Annotated in this window: 18 protein-coding genes; 9 read left to right on the top strand and 9 right to left on the bottom strand. The window is 72.9% G+C overall.

Annotation, left to right across the window (positions count from 1 at the left end; all coding sequences use genetic code 11):
* Positions 1 to 6: 6 nt before the first annotated feature.
* The 8 genes from ACIOWN_RS21750 to ligD all read left to right on the top strand — a co-directional run bounded on the left by ACIOWN_RS21750 (position 7) and on the right by ligD (position 9443).
* Positions 7 to 2679 carry a hypothetical protein gene (locus ACIOWN_RS21750; protein WP_362352836.1) on the top strand — a complete coding sequence of 891 codons (2673 nt, stop codon included), beginning with the start codon at positions 7 to 9 and terminating at the stop codon, positions 2677 to 2679.
* Positions 2680 to 2880: 201 nt separating this feature from the next.
* On the top strand, positions 2881 to 4872 hold the full coding sequence (locus ACIOWN_RS21745; protein ID WP_362352833.1) for an Ig-like domain repeat protein: 1992 nt from the start codon (positions 2881 to 2883) through the stop codon (positions 4870 to 4872).
* A gap of 82 nt (positions 4873 to 4954) precedes the next feature.
* The gene (locus ACIOWN_RS21740) at positions 4955 to 5863 is read left to right on the top strand and encodes a sortase domain-bontaining protein (RefSeq protein WP_362352830.1); all 909 of its coding nucleotides are present in this window, start codon (positions 4955 to 4957) and stop codon (positions 5861 to 5863) included.
* A 77-nt stretch (positions 5864 to 5940) separates the two neighbouring features.
* Complete coding sequence (pstB, locus tag ACIOWN_RS21735) at positions 5941 to 6765, top strand: phosphate ABC transporter ATP-binding protein PstB (RefSeq protein WP_362352877.1); 825 nt, start codon at positions 5941 to 5943, stop codon at positions 6763 to 6765.
* Between the two features lie 110 nt (positions 6766 to 6875).
* Positions 6876 to 7220: a DUF3147 family protein gene (locus ACIOWN_RS21730; RefSeq protein WP_358731533.1), complete on the top strand. Its 345-nt coding sequence runs from the start codon at positions 6876 to 6878 to the stop codon at positions 7218 to 7220.
* A gap of 56 nt (positions 7221 to 7276) precedes the next feature.
* Positions 7277 to 7684: a DUF3147 family protein gene (locus ACIOWN_RS21725; protein WP_362352827.1), complete on the top strand. Its 408-nt coding sequence runs from the start codon at positions 7277 to 7279 to the stop codon at positions 7682 to 7684.
* A gap of 200 nt (positions 7685 to 7884) precedes the next feature.
* Entirely contained in the window at positions 7885 to 8502 is a 618-nt protein-coding gene (locus ACIOWN_RS21720; RefSeq protein WP_362352825.1) for a DNA polymerase ligase N-terminal domain-containing protein, read from the top strand.
* A gap of 38 nt (positions 8503 to 8540) precedes the next feature.
* A complete protein-coding gene (ligD, locus tag ACIOWN_RS21715) occupies positions 8541 to 9443 on the top strand; it encodes a non-homologous end-joining DNA ligase (RefSeq protein WP_362352822.1) in 903 nt (300 codons plus the stop codon).
* 63 nt (positions 9444 to 9506) lie between these two features.
* Here the strand turns inward: ligD and ACIOWN_RS21710 are convergent, their stop codons facing one another.
* The 8 genes from ACIOWN_RS21710 to ACIOWN_RS21675 form a co-directional block, all read right to left on the bottom strand.
* Positions 9507 to 10634: a glutamate--cysteine ligase gene (locus tag ACIOWN_RS21710; protein ID WP_401983138.1), complete on the bottom strand. Its 1128-nt coding sequence runs from the start codon at positions 10632 to 10634 to the stop codon at positions 9507 to 9509.
* A gap of 93 nt (positions 10635 to 10727) precedes the next feature.
* Entirely contained in the window at positions 10728 to 12254 is a 1527-nt protein-coding gene (locus tag ACIOWN_RS21705) for an FAD-dependent oxidoreductase (RefSeq protein ID WP_401983137.1), read from the bottom strand.
* 638 nt (positions 12255 to 12892) lie between these two features.
* A complete protein-coding gene (locus tag ACIOWN_RS21700) occupies positions 12893 to 13843 on the bottom strand; it encodes a ThiF family adenylyltransferase (protein ID WP_401983136.1) in 951 nt (316 codons plus the stop codon).
* The gene (locus tag ACIOWN_RS21695) at positions 13840 to 14019 is read right to left on the bottom strand and encodes a hypothetical protein (protein ID WP_159024817.1); all 180 of its coding nucleotides are present in this window, start codon (positions 14017 to 14019) and stop codon (positions 13840 to 13842) included. The genes ACIOWN_RS21700 and ACIOWN_RS21695 overlap by 4 nt, the downstream gene beginning before the upstream one ends.
* A 180-nt stretch (positions 14020 to 14199) precedes the next feature.
* Complete coding sequence (locus tag ACIOWN_RS21690) at positions 14200 to 14727, bottom strand: hypothetical protein (protein WP_401983135.1); 528 nt, start codon at positions 14725 to 14727, stop codon at positions 14200 to 14202.
* Positions 14728 to 14758: 31 nt separating this feature from the next.
* Complete coding sequence (locus ACIOWN_RS21685) at positions 14759 to 15262, bottom strand: SHOCT domain-containing protein (protein WP_362352807.1); 504 nt, start codon at positions 15260 to 15262, stop codon at positions 14759 to 14761.
* Between the two features lie 133 nt (positions 15263 to 15395).
* Entirely contained in the window at positions 15396 to 16754 is a 1359-nt protein-coding gene (locus tag ACIOWN_RS21680; RefSeq protein WP_401983134.1) for a hypothetical protein, read from the bottom strand.
* Between the two features lie 57 nt (positions 16755 to 16811).
* On the bottom strand, positions 16812 to 17474 hold the full coding sequence (locus ACIOWN_RS21675) for an HdeD family acid-resistance protein (RefSeq protein WP_362352802.1): 663 nt from the start codon (positions 17472 to 17474) through the stop codon (positions 16812 to 16814).
* 229 nt (positions 17475 to 17703) lie between these two features.
* On the opposite strand from ACIOWN_RS21675, the gene ACIOWN_RS21670 reads away from it, so the two are divergent.
* A complete protein-coding gene (locus ACIOWN_RS21670) occupies positions 17704 to 18294 on the top strand; it encodes a potassium channel family protein (RefSeq protein ID WP_401983133.1) in 591 nt (196 codons plus the stop codon).
* Between the two features lie 31 nt (positions 18295 to 18325).
* Here ACIOWN_RS21670 and ACIOWN_RS21665 read toward each other — a convergent pair whose 3' ends face one another.
* The gene (locus ACIOWN_RS21665; RefSeq protein ID WP_100567356.1) at positions 18326 to 18523 is read right to left on the bottom strand and encodes a hypothetical protein; all 198 of its coding nucleotides are present in this window, start codon (positions 18521 to 18523) and stop codon (positions 18326 to 18328) included.
* Positions 18524 to 18632 lie beyond the last annotated feature (109 nt).

Genomic DNA, 18632 nt, shown 5'->3' with positions numbered 1-18632 from the left:
GCGCGCGTGCGCGGGCTGCTCCTGCGGCTGGTGGCCGGGGCCGCCGCCGGAGCCCTCGCGGGCCTCGGCGTGGCCCAGGCGGCGCAGCCCGCGACCGCCGCGAGCGGCGCGGCCGGCAACGGCTCCGCCGTCACGGTCGCCGGCCGTGGCGAGTTCAAGGACATGAAGTTCACGGTCGACCAGACCACCCACCTGACCAGCCAGGCGATCACCGTCTCCTGGACCGGCGGCACCCCGACCACGTTCGCGGGCACCCTGTTCAACACCGACTTCGTGCAGATCATGCAGTGCTGGGGCGACGACGACGGCGCGGTCCCGGGCAACCCCGGCCCGCCGCGCACCCAGTGCCAGTACGGCGCGTCCCCGACCACCGGCCGGGGCAGCTGGCCGGGCAACGAACGCGACGACACACGCAACGTCACCTACAGCGCCGCCCCCACCAGCTACGGCGAGGACGACCGGTACGGCGCGGGCGGCGCGTTCGGCCAGGGCGAGGTGCCCTTCAAGTCGGTCGACGGCACGATGGTCACCACCAACACCCAGAACAACCCGTTCTACAACCGCAACACCACCAACGAGATCGACTTCGCCCGCACCGGCGCCGACGGCACCGGCCGCGAGTACTTCGAGGTGCAGACCGCCAACGAGGCACCGCACCTGGGCTGCGGTGCCGAGGCCGGCAAGAAGGGCGCCGCCCGGCCGCGCCCCTGCTGGCTGGTGATCGTCCCGCAGGGCCACCTCGACCTCGACGGCGAGCCGTACGCCGACAAGAGCATCGTCAACGCGGGATCGCCCGTCTCCTCCACCAACTGGAAGAACCGCGTCGCCGTCCCGCTGAGCTTCAACCCGGTCGGCAGCGGCTGCGCCCTCGGCTCCGACGAGCGGCCCACCATGGGCAGCGAACTCGTCGCCGACGCCATGACGAGCTGGCAGACGGCCCTGTGCCCGACCGGCACGGTCTACGGCTACACCAAGCTCGGTGAACCCGACGCCCGCACCCGGCTCGCGGGCACCGGCTCCGCCGGACTGGCCTTCACCACGCGCGCACTGGGCGCCGACGAGGGCACCACCGCGCCGTCCGGCACCACGGCCTACGCTCCCGTCGCGCTCTCCGGGGCCGTGATCGGCTTCACCATCGAACGCAGGCCCAAGGCGGGGGCCCCGGACGACATCCGCAGGCTCGCCGGGACGAAGGTCGACTCCATCGACCTCACGCCCCGCCTGGTCGCCAAGCTGCTGACCGAGTCGTACCGCAACTCCCCCTGGGGAGCGGTGCTCGGCGACCAGGTCGCCAAGGGCTACGACTGGGCGAGGAACAACCCGGCGGGTCTCGCGAGCGACCCCGAGTTCATCTCCCTCAACCCGGAGTTCGAGCATCTGTCGGTCTCCGAGACCCCTGCCACCGACACCGATCTGCTCACCTCGCTCGGCCACTCGGACACGGCCCGCGCGCTGTGGCAGTGGATCCTGTCCGACAAGGACGCCCGCGGCTTCCTCGCGGGGACGGCCGACGACTGGGGCATGCGCGTCAACCCGTACTACAGCACCGACGCGCACCTGAACCCGACGGGCGTGGCCTACGAACCGGCCCTGGCCGACGACTACCCCAAGAGCGACCCCTGGTGCACGATCCCGCCGGGCACCGGCGCCACCGACAACCAGTGCATGACCGACTTCCACCCCTACGTGTCCGACATGCACTCCGGAGCCCTGCACACCCGGCGCGCCGATACGCTGTGGAAGGCGACCTGGGACGCGCTGGCCAACCCGCCCGCGTACAAGAGCACCGGCCCGCAGACCGTCGGATCCCGGTTCGTGATCGCGGTCACCGACGCGGCCTCCGCCGAGCGCTACGGGCTGCAGACCGCCCGGCTGCGCAACGCCGCCGGCCGCTTCACCGCGCCCACCACGGCAGCCCTGACCGCCGCCGCCGCGAGCGCCGCCGGGAAGGGGGCGCCGGAGATCAGCCCGGCCCGGGCCACCGCCGAGGGCGCCTACCCGCTCGCCCAGCTCGTCTACGGCGCGGCACGACCCGGCGAGCTGGACGCCGCCGCCCGCAAGGACTACGCGGCGCTGCTGCGGTACGCGGTGGGCGACGGACAGATCAGCGGAGCCGACCCGGGCCGGCTCCCCGCCGGTTACGCCCCGCTGTCCAAGGACCTGCGCACCCGCGCGCTGCAGGCCGCCGACACCCTCGAGCACTACACCAAGCCTTCGTCCCCCGACGGCGGCTCGAAAGGGGGCTCGACCGGAGGCAACGGCGGCTCAGGATCGGGCGGCTCCGACGCGGGCGGCCTCGGCACGGGCGGCGGTTCCGGCTCCGGGGGCGTGTCGGGCGGCGGTGCGGCCGGGGGCGGCACCGGCTCCGGCGGGACCGGACCGGACGGCGGGACCGCGAGCCCGTCGCCGAGCAGCGCGCCCTCCTACGACGGCGGCAAGGCCGTCCAGACCACGGTCTTCGGCACCACCCCGGACGACCCCGCCAACGCGCTGCGCTACGCCGTCCCGGTCGGCGCCGGGATCGGCGCCGCCGCCGCGGCGGGCGCGCCCATCGCGGGCGGCAGCCGGCTGCGTCTCCCGCTGCGGGTGCCACTTCCCGGTGGCCGCACGGTGACCGTCGTACCGGCGTTCACCCTGCCCGAACGGCTGCGAAGGCTGCTGCCGCCGGGCCGGGGCTGACCCTCCGACCGGAGTCGGGCCCTCCCGGGCCCGGCTCTCCACAGACGGCCGCCCGCCCCGAAAGGCAGTCGGGGCGGACGGTCCGCACCACCCTGCCAGATTTCCGGCGTGCTCTCGGCCGGCTCGACGCAGGGGACCCCCACGGCACCTCCCCCACACCCACCGCACAGCACATCCACGCACACCGTCAGGAGACTCTCGATGCGCAGAATGCGCTCTACGGCCGCGCTCGTCGCCGCCGCCGTGGTGGCCGGTGGCCTCGCTCTGGCGAGCCCGGCGTCCGCCGATCCCGCCCCCGCCGGGGCGTTCCGCCAGCTCGTCGGCGTGGGCTCCGACACCACGCAGGACGTGCTCAACGCCCTCGCCGGTGACGCCCCCGGCTACGCCGCCTCCGCCATCAAGTCGGCGGGCGGCGCGGGCATCGCCTCGTACGACGCGGTCGAGCCCGGCACCGGCTCCACCACCTCCAGGATCCAGACCCGCACGGGCGGCCCCTCCTTCCTGCGCCCCAACGGCTCCGGCAAGGGCCGCCTCGCGCTGAGCATGTCGCTCACCGGCGACAAGTTCCCCGACACCAGCGGTGCCGCCATCAAGGGCCAGGTCGACTTCGCCCGCTCCTCCGGCGGCCCGAGCACCTCCGGCAGCGCGCTCACCTACATCCCCTTCGCCCGGGACGCCGTCGGCGTCGCGGTGCGCGGATCGGCCCTGGACACCCTCACGGTCGAGCAGCTGCGCGACATCTACGCGGGCAACCTCAAGCAGGTGAACGGTCAGGCCGTTCACCCGTACATCCCGCAGAACGGCTCCGGCACCCGCTCGTTCTTCCTCGGCACGATCGGTCTCAACGACTCGACGATCGACCCCAGGATCCCGACCGTCCAGGAGAACCAGGCCAACGACGCCCTCACCGCCGACGGCGCGCTCGTCCCGTTCTCCGTGGGCAGCTGGATCGCCCAGATCAACGAGGTCGCCCCGGACCACAGCAGGGCCGCCGCCGCCGCGGGCGCCCACCTCGCCTCGGTGCAGCTGCCCGGCGACAAGGGCGTCACCAGCCCGGTGACGACCGTCAACGGCAAGCTGGAGCCGGTCCGCGGCTACTACGAGAACGCCACCTTCGGCCGGGACGTCTACAACGTCGTACCCAGCCGGGCGATCGATCCCACCAGCATCTTCTTCGACAAGGACCTCTACGACGTCTTTGTCACCGACAGCGGCCACACCGCCCAGATGGCCACCGACAACTCGCAGAAGGTCATCGCCGACTTCGGCTTCATGAACGAGTCGTACAACGGCTCGGTCAACCCGGCCAAGCACGCCAAGTTCGGCGGTCTGGAGCAGTCGGGCGTCGACCTCAGCACGCCCGCCGCGCCGGCCCTCAAGGCCACCGCCGGCACCGGGAACCTCGCACTGACCTGGACCGCCCCGGCCGCCCCCGGCCTGCCGGTCACCGACTACCGCGTCACGCTGACCCGCGCGGACGGCACCCTCGTGGCGGCCAAGGACGTCCCGGCCACGACCACGTCGTACACGTTCAGCGGTCTGGCCAACGGCAAGTACACCGCCACGGTCGCCGCCGCCAACCTCAACGGCACCGGCACCCCGGCCGCCTGGACCGGCGACGTCAACGTCAAGTCGGCGAGCACCACGCAGGCGAGCGCCCCGGCGACCGCGTACGGCAAGGCGCCGAAGGTCGCGATCACCGTCACCGGCCCGAAGGGCGTCGTCCCCAGCGGCAAGGTCACGGTGAAGGAGGGCTCCACCACCCTCGGTACCGGCACCCTCAACTCCTTGGGCAAGGTCTCCGTCGGCCTGTCGAACCACCTGAAGGTCGCGACCCACAAGCTGACCGTCTCCTACGCCGGCGACAGCAAGCTCAACACGTCCTCGGCGACGGTCTCGCTCAAGGTCACCAAGGCGGCGCCGTCGGTCGCCGTCACCCGGCCCGCCTCGGTCAAGAACACCGCCCGCGCCAAGGTCACCGCGAAGGTCACCGCGACCGGCACCACGCCGGCCGGCACCGTGCGCGTCTACGAGGGCTCCAAGGTGATCGCCACCGGCACGCTGAAGTCCGGCAAGGTCACCATCACCCTGCCCAAGCTGAGCCGCGGCAAGCACACGCTGCGCGCCTACTACGCGGGCTCCTCGACGGTGAACGCGAAGAACAGCGCGAACTTCACCATCAAGTCCGCCTGACCCCGCTGCCGGGGAGGCCGCCGCAGCGGCGGCCTCCCCGGCGGTACGCAAACCCCACGAACCATGAAGGAGGCGGGCCGCCGTGACGGTCGCCGTACAGACCACGCCCGCACCGGCCCTGCTCCGGACCCGCGTCCGGAGCGTCCCGGCCGTCCGCCACATCGCCCGGGGCGCGCTGCTCAGCCTCGCCGCCCTGCTGCTCGGCATCACCGCCCAGCTGCTGTTCCTCAGCGGCGTCCAGGAACGGGCCGCCCAGCACACGGCGTACGACGAACTGCGCAACGCGCTCGCGCTGGGCACGGGCCCGGTCTCCCAGACCGACCAGCAGGGCAGGCTGCTGGCGCCCGGCACGCCGGTCGCCCTGATCGACGTCCCCTCCCTGGGTCTGCGCCAGGTGGTCCTCGAGGGGACCGACTCCGCCGTCATGACCGACGGCCCCGGCCACCGTCGCGACACCCCGATGCCCGGGCAGGCCGGCACCAGTGTGCTGATGGGGCGGGCAGCCGCCTACGGCGGCCCGTTCGGACGGCTGGCCGACCTCGCCGAGGGCGACAGGTTCACGGTGACGACCGGCCAGGGCGAGGCGAAGTACCAGGTCGTCGGCGTGCGGCGGGCCGGAGACCCGGCGCCCGCCCCGCTCGCCTCCGGCCAGGGCCGTCTGGTGCTGGCCACGGCCACCGGTCCGGCCTACATGCCGGGCGGCGTCCTGCGCGTCGACGCGGACCTGGTCTCCGCGCCCTTCGAGACCCCGGCGGCCGTGATCAGGCCCGGCACACTGCCGGAGGCCGAGCAGCCGCTGGCCCGCCCCTCCGGGGTGCCGTGGCCACTGGTGATGTGGCTCCAGGCCCTGCTGGTCGCGGCCGTCGCCGCGGTGTGGACCTGGCACCGCTGGGGCCGCCACCAGACGTGGATCGTCTTCGCCCCGGTCGTCGCCCTGCTGGGACTCCAGGTCGCCACCAGGACCACCGAACTGCTGCCCAACCTGACGTGACCGCTTCCCGAGCCCTGCCGCGAACCGAGGTACCCGCCGTGACCGACGCCACCGACTCCCTGACCGACACGGTCGTCCTGCCCCCCGTCACCACCGTTCCCGCCGCCCCGGACGGGCCGGCGGCCGCTCCCGCGACGCTCGAAGCCCGCGCGGTGTCCGCCTGGTTCGGCAGCCATCAGGTGCTGAGCCGGGTGTCCCTGACGATGCCCGCCGGCCGGGTCACCGCCCTGATCGGCCCCTCCGGCTGCGGCAAGTCGACGTTCCTGCGCACGCTCAACCGCATGCACGAGCTGATCCCGGCCGCGGCCTTCGCGGGCGAGGTGCTCTTCGAGGGCGAGGACATCTACGCCCCCGAGCGGCGCCTGACCGACGCCCGGCGGCGCATCGGCATGGTCTTCCAGAAGCCCAACCCGTTCCCCGCCATGTCGATCTACGACAACGTGGTGGCCGGCCTGCGTCTGACGGGCACGCGCGCGAACCGCCGTACCAAGGACGAGCTGGTCGAGGAGTCCCTCAGCCGCGCCGGCCTGTGGAAGGAGGTCAGGGACCGCCTCCGCCAGCCCGGCGGCGCGCTGTCCGGCGGTCAGCAGCAGCGCCTGTGCATCGCCCGCGCGCTGGCGGTACGCCCCCGGGTGCTCCTCATGGACGAACCGTGCTCGGCGCTCGACCCCACCTCCACCCGCCGGGTCGAGGAGACGATCCAGGAACTCGCCGGACAGGTGACGGTCGTGATCGTCACCCACAACATGCAGCAGGCGGCCCGCGTCTCCGACCAGTGCGCCTTCTTCCTCGCCGAACAGGGCACTCCCGGCGGCATCGTCGAGCACGGTCCGACCGAGGACGTCTTCGGCACGCCGAAGGACCAGCGGACGGCGGACTACGTGGCGGGCCGGTTCGGCTGACGGACCCGGGGGGCGGAATCCGTACGCCCCATGCGTCCGGGCAGCGCGCGTTCGGCGCGCTGCCCGCGTGGGTCGTTGCGCGAACGCCGCCCCGGCATTGAGGTTGTCAGATGAAGACCCTGCTCGAGATCGTCCTGAAACCTTTCATCGGTGGTCTGCTCGTGGTGGGTTTCGCCCTGGTGGCGGAGGCCGTCCAGCCCAAGCGGCTGGCCGGGATCTTCGCGGCCGCCCCCTCGGTGGCGCTGGCAGGGCTGATCCTGACGGTGGTGTTCAAGGGCGACCTCGACGCGGCGACCGCGGCACGGGGCATGGTCGCCGGGGCGCTGGCGTTCACCGCCTACTGTCTCGTCGAGGTCCCGGCGCTCGGCAGGTTCGGGGCCATGCGCGGCTCCGCGGCGGCCCTTGTCGTGTGGTTCGCGACAGCGGCCGCCATCGCCTTCGCGGTGGCGCCGTGAGGCCATCGCGGCGGCCCGCGGGAGGGAACGGGCAAGGGGCCGAGGACGAGGACCGGGTGCGGTTGGACCTGCGGGCCGCCGCGCGCACACCGCGCAAGGACCTGTTCCTCCGGTTCGGCTTCGGCGCGGGCGTGTCACTCCTGGCGGCCGTGGCGTCACGGCTGTTCGGGCCGTTCGTCGGCGGCGTGTTCCTCGCCTTCCCCGCCATCCTGCTGGCCAGCCTGACGCTGGTGGCCGAGGAGGAGGGGCTGACGAGCGCCCGCGACGACGCGCGTGGCGCCGCTCTCGGCACCCTGGGTCTTGCGGCGTTCGCCGTGGTCGCCGCGGTTCTCCTCCCCCACCACTCGGCGTGGCTCGCGCTCGGCGTCGCGACGGCGGCATGGCTCGTGGTGTCGCTCGGCGCCTACGCGCTCGCGCGAGCGACGGGGTACGGGGGCGAGGAACGCCCCCGCGCGGACAAGTGACGGAGAGCCCCCAGCCGGCCGTCGACGCCCGCGCCCGCGCAGGTTTGGCCCGGCAGCTCGCGGCCACCCGAGTGACGGGCCGAAGCCGGCCCCCAGGGGCGGTTCACCGGTCGCCGGCGTCCGGCCCCTGCGGCGTCGGAGCCGTGTGCGGCCGCGGTCGGTGACGGTCCCGGCGCCGCCGGTACGAGGAAGGAAGGACCATGCCCGCCCCGGACACGCTGGCGGAGTACCGCCGGAAACGGAACTTCCACACGACACGGGAGCCGAGAGGTGAGGACCGGTCCGAGTCCGGTCCGAAGCCGCGGTTCGTGGTCCAGATCCACGACGCGAGCACCATGCACTTCGACTTCCGGCTGGAGGTCGACGGGGTGCTCAAGTCCTGGTCGGTCCCCAAGGGACCGTCCGGTGACCCGCACGACAAGCGGCTCGCCATGCCCACCGAGGACCACCCGCTGGACTACCGGAACTTCGAGGGCGTCATCGCGGAGGGCGAGTACGGCGCCGGCACGGTGATCATCTGGGACGAGGGCACCTTCCGCAACCGCAGCACCGACAAGCGCGGCCGGGAGGTCCCGTTCGCCGGGGCGCTGGAGCGGGGCCACGCTTCGTTCCGGCTCAACGGCAGCAAGCTGCACGGCGATTGGGCGCTCACCAGGTTCCGCCAGGGCGACGGGGGCGAACGCGAGGCGTGGCTGCTGGTCAAGTCCCGTGAGACCGACGGCGCCCGGCAGCACACGCCCGATCCCCGCCGAGCCCGGTCGGTCCGCTCCGGGCACACCCTGGGGCAGGTCGCCGCGCTGGAGGGCGATGCGGAGTGACCGGGCCGGACCAGCACGACGTGTGAGGGAGGTGCACCATGACCACGGCCGAGATCCAGGCGGGCAACCGCACCGTCGAGATCAAGCGGGCCGACAAGGACATGTTCCCGGACGACGGCATCACCAAGGCCGACCTGGCCGGCTACTACCGGCGCGTCGGCCGGCGCATCCTTCCGCATCTGCGCGGCCGCCCCCTGATGCTGGAGCGGTACCCGGACGGGATCGGCGGCGGCCGTTTCATGCAGAAGGAAACCCCGGACCACTTCCCCGACTGGGTCCACCGCTGCGAACTGCCCAAGGAGGGCGGCACCGTCACCTACCCGGTCTGCGACGACCTGGCGAGCCTGCTCTACCTCGTCGACCAGGCGTGCGTCACGCCGCACCGCTGGCTGTCCAGGGCCGACCGCCCCGACAACCCCGACCGGCTGGTCTTCGACCTCGACCCGCCCGACGGGGACTTCGCGCCCGTACGGGAGGCAGCCGCCCTCCTGCACGAACTGCTGGACGAACTCGGGCTGCCCTCCGGCCTGATGACCACCGGCTCGCGCGGCCTGCACGTACTGGTGCCGCTGGACCGCCGCGCGGGGTTCGACGAGGTGCGCGCGTTCGCGCACGGTGTCGCCGACCTGCTCGCCGGCCGGCACCCCGACCGGCTCACCACCGCGCCGCGCAAGCAGGCCCGCAAGGGCCGGCTGTACCTGGACGTCCAGCGCAACGCCTACGCGCAGACCAGCGTCACCCCGTACGCGGTCCGCGCGCTGCCCGGCGCCCCCGTCGCGACGCCCCTGGGCTGGAGGGAACTGGACGACCCCGAACTCGGCCCGCGGCGCTGGACGTTGGCCACCATCGACGCCCGCCTGAAGGACGACGATCCCTGGCAGCCCGCGCTGAGCCGCGGCCATGCACTGGGCCCGGCACGGCGCAAGCTCGAAGCGATCTGATCACGCGGCCCATCTCGTGGGCGTCACGGACGGGCCGAGGCGATCATCGCCGCCGCAAGCCGCTCATGTCCGATCGGCGGTGCCTCCCGCCGTCAGGTCCAACAACGCGGGAAGGCCGCCGCCGCGGACGGCGGCGCGCTGCCGGACCGCTCCCGTGCCGCCGTCCAGCAACCTGTTCAGGCCCTCGGAGACCCGGTCGTGGTCGCCGAACCGGCGGAGCGCGGGGGCGACATGGTCGTACAGCCTCTCGGCGACCCGGCCGGCCGGCGCGGGTCTGCCACTCCTCGGATCGACCAGCACGTCGGTCAGACCGTGACGGGCGGCGTGCCAGCCCGCGGCGGTCAGGATGCCGGCCGGCGGGTTCGGCGCGTCGGCTCCGGCGCGGACCTCGTCCAGGCCGGTGGCGACCAGGCCACGGATCAGGCCGGCGAGGGTGACCGCGCTGTCGGCGTCGAGCTGCACGTCCGCCGCGCGCACCTCCAGCGTCGGGTAGGTGTCGGACAACCTTGCGTGCCAGTAGAGCTGGTGCCGGTCCGGTACGACACCGGTCGCCAGCAGTTCCTCGACGCGCTGCTCGTACTGTGCCGCGTCCGCGGCGAACGGCGGGACCCCGCTGGCCGGCCACCGCCCGAACACCACCGTGCGCCAACTTGCGAACCCGGTGTCCTTGCCCTGCCAGAACGGGGAGTTGGCGCCGAGCGCCACCAGTACCGGGAGCCAGGGCCGTATCCGGGCCAGCGCGCCCGCGCCGAGGGAGCGGCCTGGGACGGCCACGTGGACGTGCATCCCGCAGATCAGCTGTTCCTCGACCAGCAGCGCGGCCTCGCTGAGCATGTCCTCGTAGCGCTGTTTCGGCGTGACGGGCACGGCGGTGTCGGTGGCGAGCGGCGCGGCACCGGTCGCGGCGGCCAGACAGCCGCTGCGCAGCGCCGCTCTGCGCATGCCGTCCCGCAGCCGCGTGAGACGTTCGGCCAGCTCCGCCAGTTCGCCGCACACCGGTGTGGCCACTTCGATCTGCGCCTGGAGCAGCTCACGGTCGACGTCCCCGCCGCCCGACGCCAGTTCCATGTCGGCGGCGTCCTCGACCTTCGCCGCCCAGGGCACCGGCAGCCCGCTGTGCGGATCGAGAAGGACGTATTCTTCCTCAGCCCCCAGCGTGACCACGGTCCCCGCTGCGCCAATGACCGGCATTGCCCCCCTCCTTGTTGTCCGGGTTGTCCGGCCTCCGGCCTGCTCGGGTACCCCCAGGGGCGACTCGTACGCGCTCACGCGAGTCCTCGGCGTTCAGATCTCCCGCCTCTTGAGCGGGTGCACGGCGGGGCCCTGGAGGATCTGCCCGTCCGGAGCGAAGCGGGAGCCGTGGCACGGGCATTCCCAGGCCTGTTCCGCGCTGTTGTAGGACACGATGCAGCCGAGGTGGGTGCAGCGGGCGGAGACCGCCTGAAGCCGGCCTTGCTCGTCGCGATGGACCGCGTACTGCCGTCCGTTCACGCGGACCACGGCGCCTTCGCCCCGGGGGATGTCCTTCAGCGCCGGTTCCGTCAGGGACGGCAGCCGGTCGCCGACGAAGTGCTTGGCGACGTGGGCCTGGTGCTTCAGGAACGAGGTTCCTTCGCGGACCACGGTGGCCAGGCGGCGAGGATCGTAGAGGCCGCTCCACTCGACCGTACGGCCGCTGACGAGTTCGCTGAGCAGGCGGCCCGCCATGATGCCGCCGCTCAGGCCCCAGCCGCCGAACCCGGTGGCCACCCAGGTGTGGCGGCTGCCGGCGTGGAGCGGTCCGACAAGGGGGACCGAGTCGGTGGAGTCGTTGTCCTGGGTGGCCCACCGATGGGTGTGGGTGAGCCCCGGGAAGCGATCGTCGGCCCAGGCGGACAGGCGGGTGAACCGCTCCTCGACGTCGGTGGCTCCGGGGCTGAAGTGCTCGCCGGTGACGATCAGCAGGCGCCGGCCGTCCCCGTACGGTGCGGTGCGCACGGACCGCGTGTTCCGCTCGGGCGTGATGTACATGTCGCGCGGCGCCCGCTCCTCCGCGAGCGGCGCGGCGACGACCAGTTCGCGGCGCGGGGAGAGCCGGGCGAAGAGGAGGGCGCGGTCGAAGACGGGGTAGTGCGTGGCGATCACCACCTCGTCGGCGCGGACCGACACGTCCGCGTCGGTCGTGAGGACACAGGGCTCGCCCTCGGTGAGGCCCACGACGCGTGTTCCCTCGTACACGGACCCTCCGCGCCTGCGCAGGTCGTCCGCGAGCGCCAGCAGGTACTTGCGGGGGTGGAACTGCGCCTGGTCGGCCACCCGGACGGCGCCGGCGACCTCGAACGGCAGCCCCGTCTCCGTGACGAACTCGGCGGGCAGGCCCGCCTCGTGCGCCGCGTCCGCCTCCGCCCGCAGCTTCTCCACGTTCCGTGGGCTCTCGGCGTAGGTGTACGCGGCGGCCTCCTCCCACTCGCACTCGATGCCGAGTTCACCGACGATGCCGGCCGCGTGCCGGATGGCCTCGGTCTGCGACTGCGCGTACAGCCTCGCGCCCTCGGGGCCGCGGGTGCGGCGGAGGTGGTCGTAGATCAGGGTGTGCAGCGCGGTGAGTTTGGCCGTCGTGTATCCGGTGACCCCGGCGGCGATGCGGTCCGCCTCCAGGACGGCCACCTCACGTCCCTCCCGTACCAGCTCCCAGGCCGTGCTGAGTCCGGCGATGCCACCGCCGACGACGGCGACCTCGACGGCGATGTCACCGGAGGGCGGGGGTGCCGGGTCGCCGGGGGGCGCGGTCTCGAGCCAGTAGGAGCCCCGGATTCCTGTCTCGTCGTTCATGGCCGCCCGAGTTCCCCTCGCACGGGCGTGCGGAACCGGCGGGTTTTCGGTCGCCGCACTCGTGAAACCCGCACTGCGTCCCCCGGGCCGCACCCGGGCTTCGCCGACGTAGCGAGGCGTCATGAGCTCCACGACCAGGAAGAACGCTCCCGACCGCACCGAGAGGGCGGTGGTGCGGGCGCTGCTCGACCGGCAGGACTCCACCTACCTGGCCCAGGCGGGTGTCAGGCTCCGGAACATGCCCGGCCCGCTCTATCGGACACTCGTCCTGGCCGTCCTGCTTGACCACGCCGGCCAGCAGGTCGTCGATGACATGCGCCGCCGCGGCGGGGGCGTAGGTGTACCCGAGTCCGGTGACATCGCCGCAGCGAACGGTGGCGAGAACGAGCGTGGTGCTGTCCCAGGCCAGGGTCCCGTCCGCTTCGGGCCCATCGGTCGCAACGGTGTAGACGGCACTCTCCACCCGCTCCACAACCTGCTTCCCACTCACCGCTGCTCCTCCCCACCGCATCCCGCCGACCAAGTACCCCGGCGTCCCGAAGCGAAGAGGGCATCGCGGCGCCACGGAGCCGTCCTCGCGATCGCTACCTTCTCGGGAGCGGCCCGGAGAGCACCGTCGGAACCCGTGTCGCCGGGCCCTACATGTGCCTGCCGTGGGCGACCGAGACGATGAACAGGACCACGATGCACAGCACGACGGCGGCGAAGACGGGCCAGCCGCGTCCCTGGTCCTCCTCCTCGCCGGGCCGCCCGCCCACGCCCGCGTCGGCCGATGCCGGGGAGGAGGCCACATGGCGCCAGCCGTGGCAGGCGACGCAGGGGGTGGACGGGAAGGGGACCCTGACGTTCTGGCTGCTCAGCCCCGCCGTGGGGAAGGTGGCCCGGACGCCCGGCGAGGTCGGCGTCAGTCCGTGGAGGTAGATGGCGGTGCGCCGCGGGTCGAGGATCGCCGAGCGGTCGTCGTCGGGGTGGGCCAGCGCGGTCACGACCTGGGCCGTGGCCAGGGCGACGAGCTGGATGTCCACCCGGGCGCCGCGGGCCGCCTGCGTGTCGGCGGTGCCCTGCCGGAAGGCCACCGCGCACTCGTAGCAGGGCGTTCGCCTGCCGGGGAGCACCCACAGGATCTCGCCGACCTCGGCGTCACGGATCCTCGGGTCCACCCAGACCGCCGGGTAGGCGGCGGGCCTGCCCACCGCGAGGGCCACGCGGTTGACGTGGCGCTGGCACACGGCCGAGTCGGTCGCCGCCACCACCACGTTCGCACCGCCCACCAGTGACCGCTGCTGCTCCGCGGGCAGTTCGAGAAAGTCCGCGTGGTGGCCGGTGGCGTCGCAGGAGGGGAAGTCGCGACGGATCTGCCCGGCCAGTGCCAGGGCCTTGGGCTGTCCCAGGGCCGGGGCCCCGAGCGGATGGCGGATCAGGTTCTCCACCGCGAGCGTGTCGGGGTCGACCAGCCGGAGCGGGCTGAACCCGATCCGGGCGAGTTCCTCGGCGAGAAAGCCGCCGACCGCGCCCGCGCCGACGATCAGCACCGCTCCCCTGCGCCGCCGGTGGCGCGCCCAGACGCGGTCCTCGGGCGGAGCGGTCAATCGAAGGTCCAGCGAGCCACGCGCACCGGGCCCGGCCCGGTCTGCTCGTCGCGGTCCGAGTCCTCCTCCGGCTTCAGCTCCCCGGTGTCGGCGTCGAGGAACCACTCACGCTCACTGGCGCGTCGCTGCTCCTCCGTCAGCTCGGCCTTCCGCAGGGTTTCCGGTGCTGCACCCATGAGAATCCCTCCCGCCAGGTCTCCCTTGTTTTCTGCATCACGGTTTTCCTGCATCGCCCTTTCCACGCTACGCGCCGGTAGCGGTGACGCATCCCGGGACGACCGGCCTCGCAAGGCCGCGCCGGCGCGGCCCGGACGACGCGTTGCCGCCCGGGTCGCGCCGCTCCGCCCGTACGCCCGTCACGGGGTACGCGGTGGAGTGGTCCCGGTCGTGGCGGAGGTGGTGGCCGTGGACGACGTGGCCGGCGTGGAGGACGTGGGAGCGGAGGTGGACTCGGCGGCGTGGCGCGAGGCCGGGAACTCCTCGGGCTGCAGCACGCACTGGGCCCAGATGATGAACCCGGAGAACGCGATCATCACGACCGACCACACCGGGTAGTAGGGCAGCGACAGGAAGTTGGCGAGGATGATCAGCCCGGCGATGGCCACTCCGGCCACCCGCGCCCACATCGCCGTCTGGAACAGCCCGATGCTGATGATCACGGCGAGCACCCCGAGGACGAGGTGGATCCAGCCCCAGCCCGTGAGGTCGTACTGGAAGACGTAGTTGCGCGTGGTGATGAAGACGTCGTCATGGGCGATGCCCATGATCCCGCGGAAGATGTCGAGCACTCCGGCGATCATCAGCATGACGGCGGCGAAGGCCGTCAGGCCGGTGGCCCATGCCTGCTTCGCCGAATGCGGCCGTGCGGTGTGGGTCGCGGTCATCTTCTCCCTCGTTTCGTCTCGTCCGGCGTGCTCATCGACGGCCGGGAGTGGAGCTGACGGAGCTGTCGGGGCCCTCGGGGGCGGAGGTCACGGAGGTGGCGCGGCCCTCGGGCACGCCGCCGGTCAGGATCATGTCCTTGGCCCGGGCGAACTCCTCGTCGGTGATGTCTCCGCGGGCGCGCAGGTCGGACAGCCGGGCGAGTTCGTCGACCTTGGACCCGCCACCGCTGCCGGCCGCGGTCTGCCGGATGTAGGCGTTGAAGGCGTCCTGCTGCTGCCGCGCCTGGGCGATCTCCCGGCGGCTCATGCTCTTGCCGCGGGCGATGACGTAGACGAGGACGCCGAGGAACGGCAGGACGATGCAGAACACCAGCCACCCGGCCTTGGCCCAGCCGTTCATGCCGTCGTCGCGGAAGATGTCGAGGACGACCCTGAAGAGCAGGACGAACCACATGATCCACAGGAAGAACCACAGCATCGTCCAGAAGGCGCTCAGCAGCGGGTAGTCGTACGCGAGGTTCATCTGCGTGCTCATTTCTCTCCGTTCCGGGCCTGTGCCCGGCTGCGCTGTCTGCCCTCTGCCAGCGTGCGCAGGGCACGGACCGGGCGCCTCACCCGATGCGGGTGACCGTGAGACGCCCCCGCGGCCGCGCGTGGCGTCGAGGGGCTCAGGACGTCGCCGGGTGTGCGCCGCCGGATCCCGCGGACTGTCGGGAGCCCGTGGCGGAGGCGAGGACGGCCAGGAGGATCAGCACCACGAGGACGACGCACAGGACGAGTGCGACGACCGCGGCCGTGGGGTGGTTCCAGAGCACCAGAGTCAGTGCGCCGGCGGCGATGACCACGCCGGTGGTCCACTTGCGGTGGGCGTCCAGCCAGCGTCCGGTCGCGCCCGTGCGCACTCCGGCGCGGCCGAGTGCCTCGCCCGCGGAGGTGGTGCTCCGCCGGGACAGGCTCCGCACCCCGCGCGCCACGCGTCCCGGGCCGTACAGGTAGGCGGCCAGCGCCGTGATCACGGCGACGACCAGGAGGGTGCGGGCGCTGTCGCGGAGGAACCGCACCAGGGTGTCGTAGACGACCGCGGCGGCGTCGGGGGGCAGGACGGCCGGCGGGACGGAACCGAGGTAGACCCGGCGGGCCACGGCCAGGGCGATGAGCAGCACGATCATCATCACGCCGACGCCGATGGCCGTGACCTGAAGCATCAACCGGTGCGACGGGGCCGTCCACACGGTCAGCGCGGCGAGCACGAGGGTCACGACGGGCAGCCATACGCCGACGATGTCGAGCAGCCGCATGGCGTCCTGGGCCTTGTCCAGCTTCTCGGCCTTGAACAGCGTGATCGTACGGTCGGGCGCGGGGATGACGGAGGCCCTCTTGAAGCCGGCGTGCTCCAGCTCGTGCTTGACCTGGTCGACGACGACCCCGATGTCCAGGTTCACGTCTTCGCCCTGTGCCCGCAGGGCGCCCTTCTGGCTGCCGGTGAGGACGTTCATCAGCGCCGTCTGGGCCCGCCGGTTGCCGGTCACCCAGACCTCCTCGAAGACGCCGCTGGTGACGACGCGCTTGACGACGCGGTGCACCGCGTCGGTGATGGCCCCGCGCAGCGGGCCGGTCAGCGCGCCGGAGGCGTCGACGACGCGCGGCGGCGCCCCGGACTTCTTGAGGACGTCGGTCAGCGACGCGGTCAACGCGTTGACGTCGATGTTGTCCACGACTCGCTTGGTCAACCGGTCGGTCACGGCGTTCTGCACGGCCGGTTCACGGGCCAGCGGGGTGACGGTCTGGACATAGCGGTCGGTGTCGCCGACCGTGCTGTTCACCCAGGCAGCGACGACGGCCGGCGGGGCGAACACCAGCGTCACCACCAGCAGGACGGTGGCACCCGCCCGGCGCAGCCTCCGGTGCTTGACGGCGGCCGCCCGGCGGAGACGTTCGTACTCGGCGGACTCCGCGGGGGTCAGGGAGCGCCGGGGCTCCCCCGCGCCACCCGGGGCCGCGGGAACAGGGGCGTCGGCGGGGTCCATGGATCCTCCTGGGCGTCGCGGACCGGCTCGGCGGACGGCCTTGCGGGGCTTATGGGCTCAGACCGTGGCCGCGGGCCCGGACGGGGTGCCCGCGGCGTCCCCGCGCAGCGCCGACCGCCAGGCGAAGGCGACGCCCAGTTCGACCAGACCGAGCAGCACGAGCCACACGCCGAGCAGCCGGGTCAGCACCAGGGCCGACTGCGCGGGCAGCGCCAGCACCACGATGCCCGCGACGATGCCGAGCGCCGCCGCGCCGAAGAGAACACCGCGGTGCGGCAGGCCCCGGTAGGCGAGCGCCGTGTAGGCGGTGAGCATCCCGGACAGCAGCCAGACGATCCCGACGATCAGCGAGAGCGCGGCGATGGTCTGCAACGGGTGCCTCAGGCAGAGCACCCCGGCGAGGACGAACAGCACCGCGACCAGCAGCCTGGGCAGGCGCTCGCCGTGTTCCTCCCGGGAGAACGCGGCGACGAACCGGAACGCGCCGGTCACCAGCAGGTAGAGCCCGATCACGATCGCCAGGATGTGCAGGGTCTCGTTCGGCCAGGCGAGCACGATGATCCCCGGCACCAGTGTCGCCAGTGCCGAGCCCAGCAGCCAGGACCACGAGGTGCCGAGTCCGGCCAGCATGTCGGCGGGGTCGCCGTCCTGGTGGTGGCCCGTCCCGCCGGGCCTGTGCTCCGATCCGGCACGCGCTGCCGAACCACGCGGCACGGTCATGACTCCTCCTCGCGGGGATCGGTTGCGGGTCACTGCCGGACCGCCGACGGGACGGTGTACGGGGACCCGTACGCCAGCGTGCCGCGAAGCGGTGTCCCGCGGGTCACCCATGAGGGGTGATCCGTCTCCCGCGCCGCCGCGGTGATCTGGATGCGCACCCGCCCCGCGTTCCCGGACAGTTTTCCCGGACGCGCCCGTCTCCCGGGCGGCGGAACCGAAGGGACCCGAGATGAGCGACCCGGCAGCTCCCCGTACCCCGGACACCGCGGGCAGGCGCCCGCCGCGGCGGGACGGGGAGTGGCGTGTGCCCCGGTCGGCGACCGTCATGGTGCTCGCCCGCTCGGTCGTGGTGACGACCGGTCTGGTGACGGCGTACTACCTGCTGCCCCTGGACGGCCGGGCCACGGGCATGACGGCGGCCCTGCTCGGCCTCGGGCTGCTCGGTGTCGCGCTGTTCTTCGCGTGGGAGGTGTGGGCCATCACCCGCTCGCCGTACCCCCGGCTGAAGGCCGTGGAGGCGCTGACGATCGCGCTTCCGCTCTTCCTGCTGCTGTTCGCCGGCGCCTACTACCTCCTGGACCACGCCGACCCCGACTCGTTCACCGAGCCGCTGACCAGGACGGACGCCCTGTACTTCGCGCTGACCACGTTCACCACCGTCGGATACGGCGACATCACGGCGCAGTCGCAGACGGGACGGATTCTGACCATGCTCCAGATGACCGGCGGGCTGCTGCTCGTGGGTGTCGCCGCGCGCGTGCTGACGGGTGCCATCCAGGCGGGCCTGCGCCAGCAGCACCGCGACCGGCCGCCCGGGTAGCTCACACGGCCACTCGGGCCGCCCGGCCGGCTCACTCCGGGATGCGGCGCATCTCCAGGACCCGCAGGCCCAGCGACTGGCAGCGGGCCAGCAGCCCGTACAGGTGCGCCTCGTCCACCACGGGCCCGAACAGGACGGTCTGACCGGACATCACCACATGGTCCAGCTCCGGGAATGCCTTGGTCAGCGTCTCCGACATGAGCCCGTCGACGCGGATCTCGTAGCGCATCAGCCGCTCCCACGGTGGCCTGGGGACGGGCGTAGGGCGTACCACAGCCCCCTGTCCGAGGGTCCGCCCGGCCGGGCCGCCGGGCCTCACCCGGCGCAGGTGATACGGC

This window comes from Streptomyces sp. NPDC087787, assembly GCF_044743035.1.
Lineage (GTDB): Bacteria > Actinomycetota > Actinomycetes > Streptomycetales > Streptomycetaceae > Streptomyces.
Note: the sequence above shows the minus strand (reverse complement) of the source record. Positions and strands in the feature narration are given on the sequence as shown.

Coding starts and splice junctions, on each gene's coding strand:
- ACIOWN_RS21705 (WP_401983137.1), bottom strand. CDS start 12,254: ATGAACGACGAGACAGGAATCCGGGGCTCCTACTGGCTCGAGACCGCG.
- ACIOWN_RS21710 (WP_401983138.1), bottom strand. CDS start 10,634: ATGCCGGTCATTGGCGCAGCGGGGACCGTGGTCACGCTGGGGGCTGAG.
- ACIOWN_RS21675 (WP_362352802.1), bottom strand. CDS start 17,474: ATGACCGTGCCGCGTGGTTCGGCAGCGCGTGCCGGATCGGAGCACAGG.
- ACIOWN_RS21670 (WP_401983133.1), top strand. CDS start 17,704: ATGAGCGACCCGGCAGCTCCCCGTACCCCGGACACCGCGGGCAGGCGC.
- ACIOWN_RS21690 (WP_401983135.1), bottom strand. CDS start 14,727: ATGACCGCGACCCACACCGCACGGCCGCATTCGGCGAAGCAGGCATGG.
- ACIOWN_RS21685 (WP_362352807.1), bottom strand. CDS start 15,262: ATGAGCACGCAGATGAACCTCGCGTACGACTACCCGCTGCTGAGCGCC.
- ACIOWN_RS21745 (WP_362352833.1), top strand. CDS start 2,881: ATGCGCAGAATGCGCTCTACGGCCGCGCTCGTCGCCGCCGCCGTGGTG.
- ACIOWN_RS21665 (WP_100567356.1), bottom strand. CDS start 18,523: ATGCGCTACGAGATCCGCGTCGACGGGCTCATGTCGGAGACGCTGACC.
- ACIOWN_RS21680 (WP_401983134.1), bottom strand. CDS start 16,754: ATGGACCCCGCCGACGCCCCTGTTCCCGCGGCCCCGGGTGGCGCGGGG.
- ACIOWN_RS21720 (WP_362352825.1), top strand. CDS start 7,885: ATGCCCGCCCCGGACACGCTGGCGGAGTACCGCCGGAAACGGAACTTC.
- ACIOWN_RS21695 (WP_159024817.1), bottom strand. CDS start 14,019: ATGGGTGCAGCACCGGAAACCCTGCGGAAGGCCGAGCTGACGGAGGAG.
- ligD (WP_362352822.1), top strand. CDS start 8,541: ATGACCACGGCCGAGATCCAGGCGGGCAACCGCACCGTCGAGATCAAG.
- ACIOWN_RS21730 (WP_358731533.1), top strand. CDS start 6,876: ATGAAGACCCTGCTCGAGATCGTCCTGAAACCTTTCATCGGTGGTCTG.